General features: G+C 65.4%; 12 protein-coding genes. 7 read left to right on the top strand and 5 right to left on the bottom strand.

Features of this window, described 5'->3' with window-relative positions:
• Positions 1 to 55: 55 nt before the first annotated feature.
• Genes BM004_RS06200 through pncB form a run of 3 tightly spaced genes read right to left on the bottom strand, consistent with a single transcriptional unit; the run spans position 56 to position 3,754 of the window.
• Complete coding sequence (locus BM004_RS06200) at positions 56 to 1,042, bottom strand: 2-hydroxyacid dehydrogenase (protein ID WP_093211848.1); 987 nt, start codon at positions 1,040 to 1,042, stop codon at positions 56 to 58.
• Between the two features lie 43 nt (positions 1,043 to 1,085).
• Positions 1,086 to 2,498, bottom strand: a complete 1,413-nt coding sequence (locus tag BM004_RS06195; RefSeq protein WP_093211846.1) for a sodium:proton antiporter — start codon at positions 2,496 to 2,498, stop codon at positions 1,086 to 1,088.
• A gap of 35 nt (positions 2,499 to 2,533) precedes the next feature.
• Positions 2,534 to 3,754: a nicotinate phosphoribosyltransferase gene (gene pncB / locus BM004_RS06190; RefSeq protein WP_093124910.1), complete on the bottom strand. Its 1,221-nt coding sequence runs from the start codon at positions 3,752 to 3,754 to the stop codon at positions 2,534 to 2,536.
• A gap of 195 nt (positions 3,755 to 3,949) precedes the next feature.
• Between pncB and BM004_RS06185 the strand changes: the two genes are divergently transcribed.
• Together BM004_RS06185 and BM004_RS06180 are read left to right on the top strand one after the other, a co-directional pair.
• Entirely contained in the window at positions 3,950 to 4,183 is a 234-nt protein-coding gene (locus BM004_RS06185; RefSeq protein ID WP_093124907.1) for a CsbD family protein, read from the top strand.
• A gap of 71 nt (positions 4,184 to 4,254) precedes the next feature.
• Positions 4,255 to 4,662 (top strand): hypothetical protein, encoded by a 408-nt coding sequence (locus BM004_RS06180; RefSeq protein ID WP_093124905.1) that lies wholly within the window; start codon positions 4,255 to 4,257, stop codon positions 4,660 to 4,662.
• 98 nt (positions 4,663 to 4,760) lie between these two features.
• Here the strand turns inward: BM004_RS06180 and BM004_RS06175 are convergent, their stop codons facing one another.
• Positions 4,761 to 5,213, bottom strand: coding sequence for an acyl-CoA thioesterase (locus BM004_RS06175; RefSeq protein WP_093124902.1), 453 nt, complete (start codon positions 5,211 to 5,213; stop codon positions 4,761 to 4,763).
• A 226-nt stretch (positions 5,214 to 5,439) separates the two neighbouring features.
• Between BM004_RS06175 and BM004_RS06170 the strand changes: the two genes are divergently transcribed.
• Together BM004_RS06170 and BM004_RS06165 are read left to right on the top strand one after the other, a co-directional pair.
• A complete protein-coding gene (locus BM004_RS06170; RefSeq protein ID WP_093124900.1) occupies positions 5,440 to 5,991 on the top strand; it encodes a phasin family protein in 552 nt (183 codons plus the stop codon).
• Positions 5,992 to 6,228: 237 nt separating this feature from the next.
• On the top strand, positions 6,229 to 6,987 hold the full coding sequence (locus tag BM004_RS06165) for a 3-hydroxyacyl-CoA dehydrogenase (protein ID WP_093124897.1): 759 nt from the start codon (positions 6,229 to 6,231) through the stop codon (positions 6,985 to 6,987).
• Here the strand turns inward: BM004_RS06165 and BM004_RS06160 are convergent.
• Positions 6,935 to 7,882 (bottom strand): YihY/virulence factor BrkB family protein, encoded by a 948-nt coding sequence (locus BM004_RS06160; RefSeq protein ID WP_093124895.1) that lies wholly within the window; start codon positions 7,880 to 7,882, stop codon positions 6,935 to 6,937. The two genes, BM004_RS06165 and BM004_RS06160, sit on opposite strands and share 53 nt — an antisense overlap.
• 82 nt (positions 7,883 to 7,964) lie before the next feature.
• Here BM004_RS06160 and dnaG point away from each other — a divergent pair, with 82 nt between their 5' ends.
• The 3 genes from dnaG (at position 7,965) to BM004_RS06145 (ending at position 13,982) form a co-directional block, all read left to right on the top strand.
• The gene (gene dnaG, locus BM004_RS06155; protein ID WP_093212049.1) at positions 7,965 to 9,989 is read left to right on the top strand and encodes a DNA primase; all 2,025 of its coding nucleotides are present in this window, start codon (positions 7,965 to 7,967) and stop codon (positions 9,987 to 9,989) included.
• A gap of 298 nt (positions 9,990 to 10,287) precedes the next feature.
• Positions 10,288 to 12,639 carry an RNA polymerase sigma factor RpoD gene (rpoD, locus tag BM004_RS06150; RefSeq protein ID WP_093211844.1) on the top strand — a complete coding sequence of 784 codons (2,352 nt, stop codon included), beginning with the start codon at positions 10,288 to 10,290 and terminating at the stop codon, positions 12,637 to 12,639.
• Positions 12,640 to 12,746: 107 nt separating this feature from the next.
• Complete coding sequence (locus BM004_RS06145; RefSeq protein ID WP_093124890.1) at positions 12,747 to 13,982, top strand: multidrug effflux MFS transporter; 1,236 nt, start codon at positions 12,747 to 12,749, stop codon at positions 13,980 to 13,982.
• The last annotated feature ends 3 nt before the right edge of the window (positions 13,983 to 13,985 follow it).

Below are 13,985 nucleotides of genomic sequence, written 5' to 3'. Positions count from 1 at the left end.
GTGCCGCTGCTCGCTTTGTTTTTTATGCGCTCTTCTCGTGCGCTTTTTCCAGCTTCTACTTGCTTGCCGGCGGAACAGGCGTGACGGGTGTCAAGGGCCCCTTGCCGCCAAAGTACGCAATCAGGTTGTCGGCCGCCAGGTCGGCCATGGCGCGGCGCGTGGGCACGGTGGCGCTTGCGATGTGCGGCGTGAGAACCACGTTGGGCACGGTCAGCAGGTCGGGGTGCACCTTCGGTTCGCCCTCGAACACGTCCAGGCCGGCGGCGGCAATGCGCTTCTCGCGCAGGGCCACGGCCAGCGCCGCGTCGTCGACGATGCCGCCGCGCGCGATGTTGACGAGCGTCGCGGTCGGCTTCATCAGCGCGATCTCGGCCGCGCCGATGGTGTGGTGCGAAGCCGCCGAGTACGGCACCACCAGCACCACGTGGTCGGCCGTCTGGAGCAGCTCTTCCTTGCTTACGTAGCTGGCCTTGCATTCGGCCTCGAGCGCGGCGTCGAGCCGCGAGCGGTTGTGATAGACCACCTTCATGCCGAAGCCGTGCGCGCCGCGCCTGGCAATGCCCTGCCCGATGCGGCCCATGCCGATGATGCCGAGCTTGGAACCGTGGATGTCGGAGCCGGCGAACATGTCGTAGCTCCACTTCTGCCACTTGCCCGCGCGCAGGAAGTGTTCGCTCTCGGTGATGCGGCGCGCCGTGGCCATCAGCAGCGCGAAGCCGAAGTCGGCAGTGGTCTCGGTCAGCACGTCGGGTGCGTTGGTGCCGAGCACGCCGTGCGCGGCCATCGCGTCGACGTCGAAGTTGTTGTAGCCCACGGCCATGTTGGCGCACATCTTCAGATCGGGGCAGGCGTCGAGCACCGCGGCGTCGATGCGCTCGCTGCCGGTGGTGAAGGCGCCCTGCTTGCCCTGCAGCTTCGCGATCAGCTGTTCCTTGCTCCAGCCTTCGTCGGACTGGTTCGACTCGACCTCGAAATGCTGCGACAGGCGCTCGATGGTCTCGGGAAAGATCGCGCGCGCGACCAGGATCTTGGGCTTGCTCATGGTGTTGTCTCTTGTCGAAAAGGTCGCAAAGGTCGAAAGGAGGTCAGCGGAAGAAGATGAACGTGGAAATGATGAACAGCGGCACCAGGATGGACACCGACCACGCCATGTAGCCGAAGAAGCTCGGCATGCGCACGCCGCGGCTCTCGGCAATGGCCTTGACCATCAGGTTGGGCGCGTTGCCGATGTAAGTGTTGGCGCCCATGAACACCGCGCCCGCCGAGATGGCGGCCAGCGTGGAGGCATAGGTGGTCATCAGCGCCGCCGGGTCGCCGCCCGCGGTGTTGAAGAACACCAGGTAGGTCGGCGCGTTGTCCAGGAACGAGCTCAGCACGCCGGTCGCCCAGAAGTACATGGCCGGGTCGGGCTGGCCGTCGGCGCGCGTCACGGCCGAGACGATGGCGCCGAACGGGCCCTGCGCACCCGCCTTGAGCATCGCGATCACCGGGATGATCGTCAGGAAGATGCCCGCGAACAGCTTGGCCACCTCGGCCATCGGGCCCCATTCGAACTGGTTGTCGGCATGCACCTTGGCCGGCGTGATCTTCAGCGAGAGCAGCGTGATGGCGATCAGGCCCACGTCGCGCACCAGGCCGGGCAGGCCCACCTGCGTGCCGAAGACATCGAAGCTGACCGCCGACTTCCAGAACCCGCTGAGCAGCACAAAGAAGATCACCCCGCCCAGCAGCCAGAAGTTGACGCCGCCATCGAAACCGACGCGCTTGGTGTCGGGCGTCGGGTCGACGGGCAAGACGCCCTCTTTGCGGTAGTAGTGGCGGTCGATGGCGTAGAACAGCGCGAGCAGCACGGCCAGGATGAAGAGCGTGTCGGGCAGGATGTTCTTCGCGGTCCAGAAGAAGTCGACGCCCTTCAGGAAACCGAGGAACAGCGGCGGATCGCCCAGCGGCGTGAGCGAGCCGCCCGCGTTCGAGACGATGAAGATGAAGAAAACCACCACGTGGACCCTGTGCACGCGGTTGTCGTTGGCGCGAATGAGCGGCCGGATCAGCAGCATCGAGGCGCCCGTGGTCCCCATGAAGCTCGCCAGCACCGCGCCGATGGCGAGCAGGCCGGTGTTGAGCCCCGGCGCCCCGTGCAGGTTGCCGCGGATGTGGATGCCGCCCGCCACGGTGAACAGCGCTGTCAGCAGGATGATGAAGGGGATGTATTCCTCCACCAGCGCATGCACGAGCTGCGTGCCGGCCAGCGGTGCGCCGTAGGTCGCGGCAAAGGGCAGCAGGAACGCGAGCGCCCAGGCCGCCGCGATCTTGCCGTAGTGGTGATGCCAGAACCCCGGCGCCAGCAGCGGAAACAGCGCGATCGACAGCAGGATGCCGGCGAACGGCACACCCCACAAGGGCGACAGGGCGGCACCGTCGAACTCGGCGGCCATGGCCAAGGCAGGGAACATCAGCGGGAGCAGCGCGGCAACCGCGAAACGCAGGGGCTTTTTCATGGGGCCGTACCGTACCAGACGGGTCAGTACAGCCTTCAGGCCGCGGGTTGTTCGATCTCGAAGACCTGGCGCAGGTAGGCCAGGTACTTCTCGTCCTCGCACATGTTCTTGGACGGCGTGTCCGACAGCTTGGCCACCGGCTGGTCGTTGCAATGGATCATCTTGATGACGATCTGCAGCGGCTCGTACCCGAGGTCGTTGGTGAGGTTGGTGCCGATGCCGAAGGCCAGCTGGCAGCGCCCGCGGAACTGCTGGTAGAGCTCGATGGTGCGCGGCACCGTGAGGCCGTCGCTGAAGATCAGCGTCTTGGTCAGCGGGTCGACGCGGTTGGCGAGGTAGTGCGCCAGCATGCGCTCGCCCCACTGGAACGGGTCGCCGCTGTCATGGCGCGCGCCGTCGAAGAGCTTGCAGAAGTACAGGTCGAAGTCGCGCAGGAAGGCGCTCATGCCGTAGACGTCGGACAGCGCGATGCCCAGGTCGCCGCGGTACTCGCGCGCCCAGCTCTCGAAGCCGAAGATCTGGCTGTCGCGCAGCCGCGGGCCGAGCGCCTGGCAGGCCTGCAGGTATTCGTGGGCCATGGTGCCCAGCGGGATCAGGCCCAGCTTCATGGCGTACAGCACGTTGCTGGTGCCCGCCAGCTGGGGCAGCCGCGTGCCGGGCGGCGCCTGCACCGGCGGCGAGGTGACGGCGCCGAGGCGCGCCGTGAGGGTGCGCAGCACCTCTTCGTGCCAGTCCTTGGAGAAGCGCCGGCGCGTGCCGTAGTCGGCGATCTTCAGGTCGGCCAGGCCCTGGTCCTGCAGCTGCGAGATCTTGGTCTCGAGGCGGCGGCGGCCCTCTTCGAAGTCGGGGCGCTTCTGCGTGTTGCGGAAGTAGACCTCGTTGACGATGGCCAGCACCGGGATCTCGAACAGGATGGTGTGCAGCCACGGCCCCTTGATGCGGATCTCGAGTTCGCCCGAGGGCTGGGGAATGATGTTGATGTACTTCTCGTTGAGCCGGAACAGCCCGAGGAAGTCGACGAAGTCGCTCTTGATGAAGCGCATCGAGCGCAGGTAGGCGAGCTCGGCGTCGCGGAACTGCAGCGAACACAGGCTGCGCACCTCGTCACGGATCTGGCCCGCGAACTGCGCGAGGTTCACGCCCGGGTTGCGGCACTTGAAGCGGTACTCCACGCGCGCCCCCGGAAAGTGGTGCAGGACCACCTGCATCATCGTGAACTTGTAGAGGTCGGTGTCGAGCAGGCTGTGAATGATCATGGTGCTGTAAGCGATTCGATGCAGTGCGATGCGGTCTCAAACTTTTGGCGTCTGTTCGATTATCACGGGGTGCGTCGGCCTCTGCCTACGGGGCCTGAACAGCACGTCCTACCGAGGGGGCGAATCGGTCCGGTGACATTGATTTCACGGCGGCGAAACAAGGCCCGCCGAATCAACTTCTCAAAGGAGATTCGCATGAACAAGGACACCATCGAAGGCAACTGGAAACAGCTCAAGGGCAAGGTCAAGGAGCAATGGGGGAAGCTGACCGACGACGACTTCGATGTCATCGCCGGCAAGCGCGACCAGTTGCTCGGCCGCATCCAGGAACGCCACGGCATCAGCCGCGACGACGCCGAGAAGCAGGTCAAGGACTGGGAAAGCCGCGACGGCCGCACGCCGGACGCGCTGTGGTTCGAACGGTACTGACCGGTTCCCCAGCCACCCGGCCCTCATTCGCTCTCCACTGAATTCCGTCAACTCCTCGAAGGGAAAATCCCATGAAAAAACATCTCCTCATGCTGGCTCTCGCCTCCACCTGCTTCATGGCCACGCAAGCCAGCGCCATGACCAAGGACGAATACAAGGTCGCCAAGGAAAAGGTCGAGGCCGACTACAAGGTCGCCAAGGCGCAGTGCGACACCATGAAGGACAACGCCAAGGACGTCTGCATGAAGGAAGCCAAGGGCAAGGAAGACGTTGCCAAGGCAGAGCTCGAGCAGCAGTACCAGCCGAGCGACAGCCACGCCCGCAAGGTGGCTGAAGAAAAGGTGAAGGCCACCTACGAAGTCGCGAAGGAAAAGTGCGACGACCAGAAGGGCGACGCCAAGTCCGCTTGCCAGAAGCAGGCCAAGGCCGACGAAGCCCAGGGCAAGGCCGACATCAAGGCCATGAAGAAGGCGATGTAAGTATTTAGGCCTTGAAAAGCAAAGATCAGCGGCGCCCTCGGGCGCCGTTTGTCATGGGAGCTGCTGCGATGCGATGCGGCCCGGGCCTCCCGGGTCTGTCAGGCCTTCAGCGAATCCACCACCTGCTGCAGTGCGTCAGGCAGCGGCACCGGGCGCTGGGTGGCACGGTCCACATACACATGAACGAAGTGCCCCTGCGCCGCGGCGCTGTCCGAGCCCTCGGCGAACAGCGCGATCTCGTAGCGCACGCTCGAGCGGCCGGCCTGCGCAACGCGGATGCCCGCCTCCACCGTCTGCGGGAAGGCGATCGGCGCGAAATAGTTGCATTGGGTCTCCACCACGAAGCCGATGGCCTGGCCCTGGTGGATGTCGAGCGCCCCGCGCTCGATGAGCAGCGCGTTCACGGCGGTGTCGAACCAGCTGTAGTAGACGACGTTGTTCACGTGGCCGTACATGTCGTTGTCGGCCCAGCGGGTCGGGATGCTGCGGAACGCGCGGTAGCCGCTGCGGGCGTGCGGGGTGGGTTTTGCGGGGTTGGTGGGGGCGCTCATCGCGCGGCATTTTGCCAGCGGCACCCGGGCTGCCAACCCCGGGGGATCGCCCTTGCGACAGCCGAATTTCGAAATTTAGAAGACGGGTTCTAAATTGCTGCAGGGCAGCAAAAACCCCTTGATCGCAAAACTCAGCTGCCTATACTTGAGGCCATGCTGCACCGCAACATAGACGGCGAGACAGCGCAACGTGACCCGACCACTCAATCCCTTCTGGAGATCTCAAATGGCCCTGACCGCTGACCAAATCCTCGCCGCCCAAAAAGCCAACCTCGAAACCCTGTTCGGCCTGACCACCAAGGCTTTCGAAGGCGTCGAGAAGCTCGTCGAACTGAACGTGACCGCTTCGAAGGCAGCCCTGGTCGAAGCCCAGAGCACCGCCCAAGCCGCCCTGAGCGTCAAGGACGCCCAAGAGCTGCTGACGCTGCAAGCCAGCCTGTTCCAGCCCCTAGCCGAAAAGACCGCGGCCTACAGCCGTCACCTGTACGACATCGCCCAAGGCACCAGCGCCGAATTCAGCAAGGCTTTCGAAGCCAAGGCCTCTGAAGCCCAGCAAGCCTTCGTCGGCCTGGTCGACAGCGCTTCCAAGAACGCCCCGGCCGGTTCGGAAACCGCCGTTGCCGTCATGAAGAGCGCCGTGGCCGCCGCCAACAACGCTTTCGAATCGGTCCAGAAGGCCGTCAAGCAAGCGTCCGACGTTGCCGAAGCCAACTTCAACGCCGTGTCGTCGCAAGCCGTTGCCGCTGCGAAGACCGCGACCGCTTCGCGCAAGCGCTAAGCCGTCGACCACCACCAGTTGTCTCCTTGGGTCCTCACGGATCCAATTCAGGGCCTCATCTTCGGATGAGGCCTTTTTTTTGCTCCTGTTGCTCGCCCCCCCAGGCTGCGCGCACTTCGTGTCGCTTCTCCTTCCCCCTACCGGGGGCAACACCTGCGGCCTGGCGAAGCCAGTTCCGCGGTGTTCCTGGCCTCAGCCGCCTCTTCGATAATGAAGGTCTTATCCAGGAGACTTTCAATGCAGATCGACGGCAAGGTTTTTATCGTGACCGGTGGCGCTTCGGGCCTCGGCGAAGGCACGGCACGCATGCTGGCGGCCAACGGCGCCAAGGTGGTGGTTGCCGACATGCAGGCTGACAAGGGCGAAGCCGTGGCCAAGGACATCGGCGGCGTGTTCGTCAAATGCGACGTGAGCCAGGAAGCCGACGGCCAGGCCGTGGTGGCCGCGGCGGTCAAGCTCGGCAAGCTGGTCGGCCTGGTCAACTGCGCCGGCATCGCGCCGGCCGAGAAGACCGTGGGCAAGAACGGCCCGCACGCGCTGGCGGTGTTCAGCAAGACCGTCACGGTCAACCTGATTGGCAGCTTCAACATGATCCGCCTGGCGGCCGACGCCATGGGCAAGAACGAGCCCGAGGCCACCGGCGAGCGCGGCGTGCTGATCTCCACCGCCTCGGTCGCGGCCTACGACGGCCAGATCGGCCAGGCCGCCTACGCCGCTTCCAAGGGCGGCGTGGTCGGCATGACGCTGCCGATCGCGCGCGACCTGGCGCGCAGCGGCATCCGCAACATGACCATCGCCCCCGGCATCTTCGGTACGCCCATGCTGTTCGGCATGCCGCAGGAAGTGCAGGACGCGCTGGCCGCCAGCGTGCCCTTCCCGTCGCGCCTGGGCACGCCCGAGGACTACGCCAAGCTGGCCAAGCACATCATCGAGAACGACATGCTCAACGGCGAGGTGATTCGTCTGGACGGAGCGATTCGATTGGCTCCCCGCTGACCGCCGGCTTCGGCGGCTTCGTGCTGCCGGTGCGGTCCAGGCGTTCGTAGTTCGCGATCACCTGGGCCCCCAGCAGCACCAGCGTGGCGGCGATTTCCAGGCTCAGCAGCACCACGATCGCCGTGGTGAGCGAGCCGTAGACCACGTTCACCTGCGACAGCGTCGAGAAGTACCAGATCAGCACGCGCCGCGTGGCCTCCCACAGCAGCGCGGCCGTGACCCCGCCCAGCAGCGCATGCCGCAGCGACATGCGCCCGGCGGGCATCACCAGGTAGAGCGAGGTCAGCATGAAGATCTCGCCGCCCAGCCCCAGCAGGTAAAGCAACAGGCCCGAAATGCCCGACAGCGACCAGCTGCGGCCCAGCAGGTCGACGCTCTCCTGCCCCACCAGCTGCAACGCGCCCGACACCAGCGTGACCAGCAGCAGCCCCACGCACAGGCACAGGATGTAGATGTACGGCATGGCCACCGACACCAGGAAATGCCGTTTGTGGTCGGCCTTGCGGTGGTGAAAGATCACCGCCATGGCGCTTTCGAGCACGCTGAAGGCCAGCGAGCTGAAGAAGATCATCGTCACCAGCAGCACCGGCCCCAGCACGTCGCGATGGTCCAGGAAGCTCGACAGCTCGCTCACGATGGCCTTCGATTGCCCCGGTAGCAGCCATTCGAGGTAGCGCCCGATGGTGCGCAGCAGCTCCGACTGCTCGATGAGGTGCGACAGCACGATCACGCTCACGATCAGCAGCGGCACGATGGACAGCAGCGCGTAGTACGCCACCGCGCCGGCCAGCAGAAGCCCCTGGTTGGCGCGGAATTCCTTGAGTGCTTCCCAGGCGAATCGCAGGGGGTGGCGCAGCAGCGGCGCGGCGTGTTGCAGGGGGTTGGGGGTCTTCATGCGTGGATTTCGGTCGCTTTCAGTATGCCGTCGGCCCGCAGGGCTCCCTGCGCTTGCGTATGATTTGCCGCTCTTCGCCTACATGACCATCCCCGCTTCATTCATCCAGGAACTCATCGCGCGCGCCGATGTGGTCGAGATCGTCGGCCGCTATGTGCAGCTGAAGAAGGCCGGCGCCAATTTCATGGGGCTGTGCCCGTTCCACGGCGAGAAATCGCCGTCTTTCTCCGTCAGCCCGACCAAGCAGTTCTATCACTGCTTCGGCTGCGGGGTGCACGGCAACGCCATCGGCTTTCTCATGGAGCACGCCGGCATGGGCTTCGTCGAGGCCGTGCACGACCTGGCCGGCCAGTACGGCCTGCAGGTGCCGGAAGACGACGCCTCTCCCGCCGAACGCGCCCGCGCCGCCACCCAGCGCCAGAAACAGGCCACGCTGACCGACGTGCTCGAAAAGGCCGGCGACGCCTACCGCAAGCAGTTGCGCCAGGCGCCCGGCGCCATCGAATACCTCAAGGGCCGAGGCGTCTCCGGCGAGGTGGCCAAGCAGTTCGGCATCGGCTACGCGCCGGCCGGCTGGCGCTCGCTGGCCAGCGTGTTCCCCGACTACGACGACCCGCTGCTCGCCGAAAGCGGGCTGGTGATCGTCAACAACGAGGAAGGCCAGCTCAGCGAGGCCGACGCCAAGCGCTACGACCGCTTCCGCGACCGCGTGATGTTCCCCATCCGCAACGTGAAGGGCGAATGCATCGGCTTCGGCGGCCGAGTGCTGGGCGACGAGAAGCCCAAGTACCTGAACTCGCCCGAAACGCCCGTCTTCAGCAAGGGCCGCGAGCTCTACGGCCTGTACGAGGCCCGCGCCGCCTTCCGCGACCGCGGCTTCGCGCTCGTGACCGAGGGCTACATGGACGTGGTGGCGCTGGCCCAGCTCGGCTTTCCGAATGCGGTGGCCACGCTGGGCACCGCCTGCACCACCGAGCATGTGCAGAAGCTCTTCCGCTTCACCGAATCGGTGGTGTTCAGCTTCGACGGCGACGCCGCGGGCCGCCGCGCCGCACGCAAGGCGCTGGACGGCGCCCTGCCCTACGCCACCGACGTGCGCAGCATCAAGTTCCTGTTCCTGCCGGCCGAGCACGACCCCGACAGCTTCATCCGCGAACACGGCGCCGACGCCTTCGCCCGCTTCGTGAACGAGGCCACGCCGCTGTCGCGCTTCATGCTCGAAGCCGCCCGCGAAGGCTGCGACCTGACGACCGCCGAAGGCCGCGCCCACATGACCAGCAACGTGCGCCCGCTCTGGAGCGCCATGCCCGACGGCGCGCTCAAGCGGCAACTGCTGAGCGAGATCGCGACGCTGGTGCAGCTCGACGCGCCGGCGCTGTCGGAACTCTGGGCGTCCACGCCCGGCCCGCGCAAGGCCGGCGGCGCGCCCGCGCAGCAGCGCCACAACGAACCCGGCGGCTACAACGGAGGTGGTGGTGGCGACGACTACTACCCGGACATGCCGCCGCCGCAGGACTACGAGCCGCCGCGCTACGAAAACGATAGCAAACCGAAGTTCCAGCAGCGCAAGTTCGTCAAGGGCAAGCGCTGGGGCGGCAAGTTCGAGGAGCCGATCGAGCCCCTGCGCGGCCGCGGCACCCCACCGAGCCGGCCCGACGTGGCGGTGCGGCTGCTGCTGTCGAACATGGCGCAGTGGGAGGCGCTGTCGCACGAGCTCCACGTGATGCTGTGCGACCAGTCCGGCCCGCACGGCGCGCTCTTCACCTGGCTCGACAGCCAGCTGCACGAGCACGGCGTCCAGCCCTGGGCGGCGCTGCGCGAAGGCATGCGCGGCATGGATTTCGAGGCCTTGGCCGAACGGCTCATGTCCGTCGCCGAAGCCGGCCCGGTGCCCGAGGGCGAGGAAGCGCAGCACTTGGCCGAGGCCGCCCGCGAACTCTCCAGCGTGCTCGACTTCATGCTCGACGACCGCCTCAAGGTTCAGCAAAGCGAGGCCATCGCCGCCGTAGGTAAAGACCCCAAGGCGCTCGAGCGCTACAAGGCGCTGGAGACCCGGCGACTCGAATTGCGGGCCCGCATGCGCTCTTCCGGTGCAGAAACTGCTTGAAATTTTCGCAACGCGCTATAATGTAGGGCTTCGCAACTGGCGAAATTAGGCAAGAGCGACAGCAGCACCTCCGGGCCGACCCCTAGCGCAACGCACTCCAACGGTAAATTCCGGCGGAAAGGGTCAATAACCGCAAGGACTGCATACCAAATGTTCGCCCGACATCTTGCCTGTTGAGGAATTAATTCCTCTTTCCCAATTGTTTTAAGTCCGTGCCTGTGCACGGGCTGTGGTGGCGCTGTCCGTGTGACGGTGCGCCTGTGATTTCGCTTGTCTTTTCTTGTCGTAACGAGGTCGTATGCCCAGTTCAAAGAAGCCTGCTCCTTCACTTGCCAAAAGCGTCGCCACCAAGCCCGCAGCAGAAAAACCGTTGAAAGCCGGCGCGAAGCCAGCAACTAAGACGGGTGCCGCCGCGTCCAAAGCGGCAGCCGCAACGAAAGTGAAAACTGTGCCCACGAAATCGACTTCTCTCGACGATCCCAAAAAAGCAGCCGCTCCGGCCGCCAAGAAGGTCGGCCGCCCGCCCAAGGCCGCCGCTGCTGCTGCTGCTGGTTCAGCATCGCCCGCCACCGGCGCCAAGCGCGGCCGCAAGCCCAAGGCTGACAAGGACGCGCCCGAGAGCGACATCGACCTGTCGGACATCGAAGAGGACCTGGCGGGCGACGAACCCGCGGTCGCCACGACGACCGAGGAAAAGGTCAAGCCGCTGCGCATGAAGATCAGCAAGGCGAAGGAACGCGCCTTGATGAAGGAGTTCGGCCTCGACGAGACCGTGCTCTCCGAAGAAGACCTGGCCAAGCGCCGCTCGCGCCTGAAGACCCTGATCACGCTGGGCAAGACCCGCGGCTACCTCACGCACGGCGAAATCTCCGACCACTTGCCCGACAAGCTGGTCGACGCCGAGACCATGGAAGTCGTGGTCACCATGCTCAACGACATGGGCGTGGCGGTGTACGAGCAGACGCCCGACGCCGAAACCCTGCTGCTGAACAACACCGCGCCCACCGCCACCACGGTGGAAGAAGCCGAGGAAGAAGCCGAAGCGGCCCTGTCCACGGTGGACAGCGAATTCGGCCGCACCACCGACCCGGTTCGCATGTACATGCGCGAAATGGGCACGGTCGAGCTGCTGACGCGCGAAGGCGAAATCGAAATCGCCAAGCGCATCGAAGGCGGCCTGATGGCCATGATGGAAGCCATTTCGGCCTCCCCCGCCACCATCGCCGAGATCCTGCGCCTGGCCGCTGAAATCCGCGAAGGCAAGGTCGTCATCTCGACCATCGTGGACGGCTTCTCGAACCCCAACGAGGCCGACGACTATGTGGCCGAAGAAGACTTCGACGAATTCGACGAGGAAGACGACGACGACGGCAAGGGCGGCTCCAAGGCCCTGACCAAGAAGCTCGAAGAACTCAAGAACGAAGCACTCGCGCGTTTCGACCGCATCGCCGGCATGTTCGAGAAGGTCCACAAGATCTACGACAAGGAAGGCTACGGCACGCCCTCGTACGCCAAGGCTCAGGAGTCCCTGTCCGAAGAGCTGATGACCATCCGCTTCACGGCCAAGACCATCGAGAAGCTGTGCGACCTGGTGCGCACGCAGGTGGACGACGTTCGCAAGAAGGAACGCGAGCTGCGCCGCATCATCGTGGACAAGTGCGGCTTCCCGCAGGACGAGTTCATCCGCGACTTCAGCGGCTTCGACAAGAACGGCAACCGCATCGCGTCGAACCTGCTGAACCTGAAGTGGGTCGAGAAGCAGGCCGCCGCCGGCAAGCCCTGGAGCGCCGTGCTCGCGCGCAACATTCCGCCGGTGCAGGAACTGCAGCAGCGCCTGGCCGACATCCAGTCGCGCGTGGTGGTGCCGCTGACCCAGCTGAAGGACATCAACAAGCGCATGAACGAAGGCGAATCGTCTTCGCGTGACGCCAAGAAGGAAATGATCGAGGCCAACCTGCGCCTCGTGATCTCCATCGCCAAGAAGTACACCAACCGCGGCCTGCAGTTCCTGGACCTGATCCAGGAAGGCAACATCGGCCTGATGAAGGCGGTCGACAAGTTCGAATACCGTCGCGGCTACAAGTTCTCGACGTACGCCACGTGGTGGATCCGCCAGGCCATCACCCGCTCGATCGCCGACCAGGCGCGCACCATCCGCATCCCGGTGCACATGATCGAGACGATCAACAAGATGAACCGCATTTCGCGCCAGCATTTGCAGGAGTTCGGCTTCGAGCCCGACGCCGGCATCCTGGCCGCGAAGATGGAGATTCCTGAAGACAAGATCCGCAAGATCATGAAGATCGCGAAAGAGCCGATCTCCATGGAAACGCCGATCGGCGACGACGACGATTCGCACCTGGGCGACTTCATCGAGGACAGCAGCAACACGGCCCCCATCGAGGCCGCGATGCAAGCCGGCCTGCGCGACGTGGTCAAGGACATCCTCGACAGCCTCACGCCGCGCGAAGCCAAGGTGCTGCGCATGCGCTTCGGCATCGAGATGTCGACCGACCACACGCTGGAAGAAGTCGGCAAGCAGTTCGACGTGACCCGCGAACGCATCCGCCAGATCGAAGCCAAGGCGCTGCGCAAGCTGAAGCACCCGTCGCGTTCCGACAAGCTGCGCAGCTTCATCGACACCCTGTAATCCGGGTTCGCTGAAGCCAAAGCGCCCGCCTTGCCCCTCACCCGGGCGGCGGGCGTTCTCTTTTTTTGCTCTCGACAACGACAAGTACCCACGGAGGCGCTGACCCCATGAATCCCGATGCAGACAAACTCTGGCAGGCCCCGCGCTGGGCGCTTGCCGTGCTGCTCGCCGTGCTGGGCATGCTCGGTCCGTTTTCCATCGACACCTACATCCCGGCGTTCTCGGGCATTGCGCAGTCGATCGGCGCGACGCCGGCCGAGATGCAGCAGACGCTGTCGGCCTACCTGTTCGGCTTCGCGTTCATGAACCTGTTCCACGGCGCGCTGTCGGACAGCTTCGGGCGCCGGCCCGTGGTGCTGTGGGGCCTGGCGGTGTTCACCGTGGCCTCGCTGGGCTGCGCGCTGTCGCAGAACATCACGCAGCTGGTGCTGTTCCGCGGCCTGCAGGGCCTGTCGACCGGCGCCGGCATCGTGGTCTCGCGCGCGGTCATCCGCGACATGTTCCCGCCCGCCGAGGCGCAGCGGGTCATGAGCCAGGTGACGATCTATTTCGGCGTGGCGCCGGCCATCGCGCCCATCGTGGGCGGCTTCCTGTTCGTGCACGCGGGCTGGCACGCGGTGTTCTGGTTCCTGGTGGCGGTGGGTGTGGTGCTGTTCGCGGCCAACTACAAGCTGCTGCCCGAGACGCTGCACAAGACCCACCGCCAGCCGTTCCAGGTGCGCCACCTGCTGCGCGGTTACTGGGACCTGTGCTCCGACCCGCGCTTCCTGCTGCTGGCCTTCGCCAGCGGCGTGCCCTTCAACGGCATGTTCCTGTACGTGCTGGCCGCGCCCGCGTTCCTGGGCGACCGCCTCGCGCTGCAGCCGCAGCAGTTCTTCTGGTTCTTCCTGTTGACCATCGGCGGCATCATGCTCGGCGCGCGCGCCAGCGGCCGCATGGCCGGCAAGGTGGCGCCCAAGCGGCAGATCCGCGACGGCTTCCTGATCATGCTGGTGACCTCGGTGGTCAACGTGGTGGCCAACTTCTTCTTCCAGGCCCACGTGGCGTGGGCGCTGTGGCCGCTGGCGGTGTTCGCCTTCGGCTGGGCGCTGATGGTGCCGGTGGTCACGCTGCTGGTGCTCGACCTGCACCCCGAGCGCCGCGGCATGGCCTCGTCGCTGCAGGCCGTGATCGGCTCCACCGCCAACGGCATCGTGGCCGGCGCGGTGGCACCGCTGGTGATGCACTCCACGCTCGCGCTCGCGCTCACCTCGCTGAGCATGCTCGCCATTGGCCTGGTCGCCTGGGTCTGGCTGCACGGCCGCTGGCCCGAGATCGGGCGCATGGTGGCGCACGAAGGCTGACGA

Origin of the sequence: Variovorax sp. OK212 (assembly GCF_900112425.1) — a bacterium.
In the GTDB taxonomy this organism is placed as follows: Bacteria; Pseudomonadota; Gammaproteobacteria; order Burkholderiales; family Burkholderiaceae_C; genus Variovorax.
This window is presented reverse-complemented; position numbering and strand designations above follow the sequence as displayed.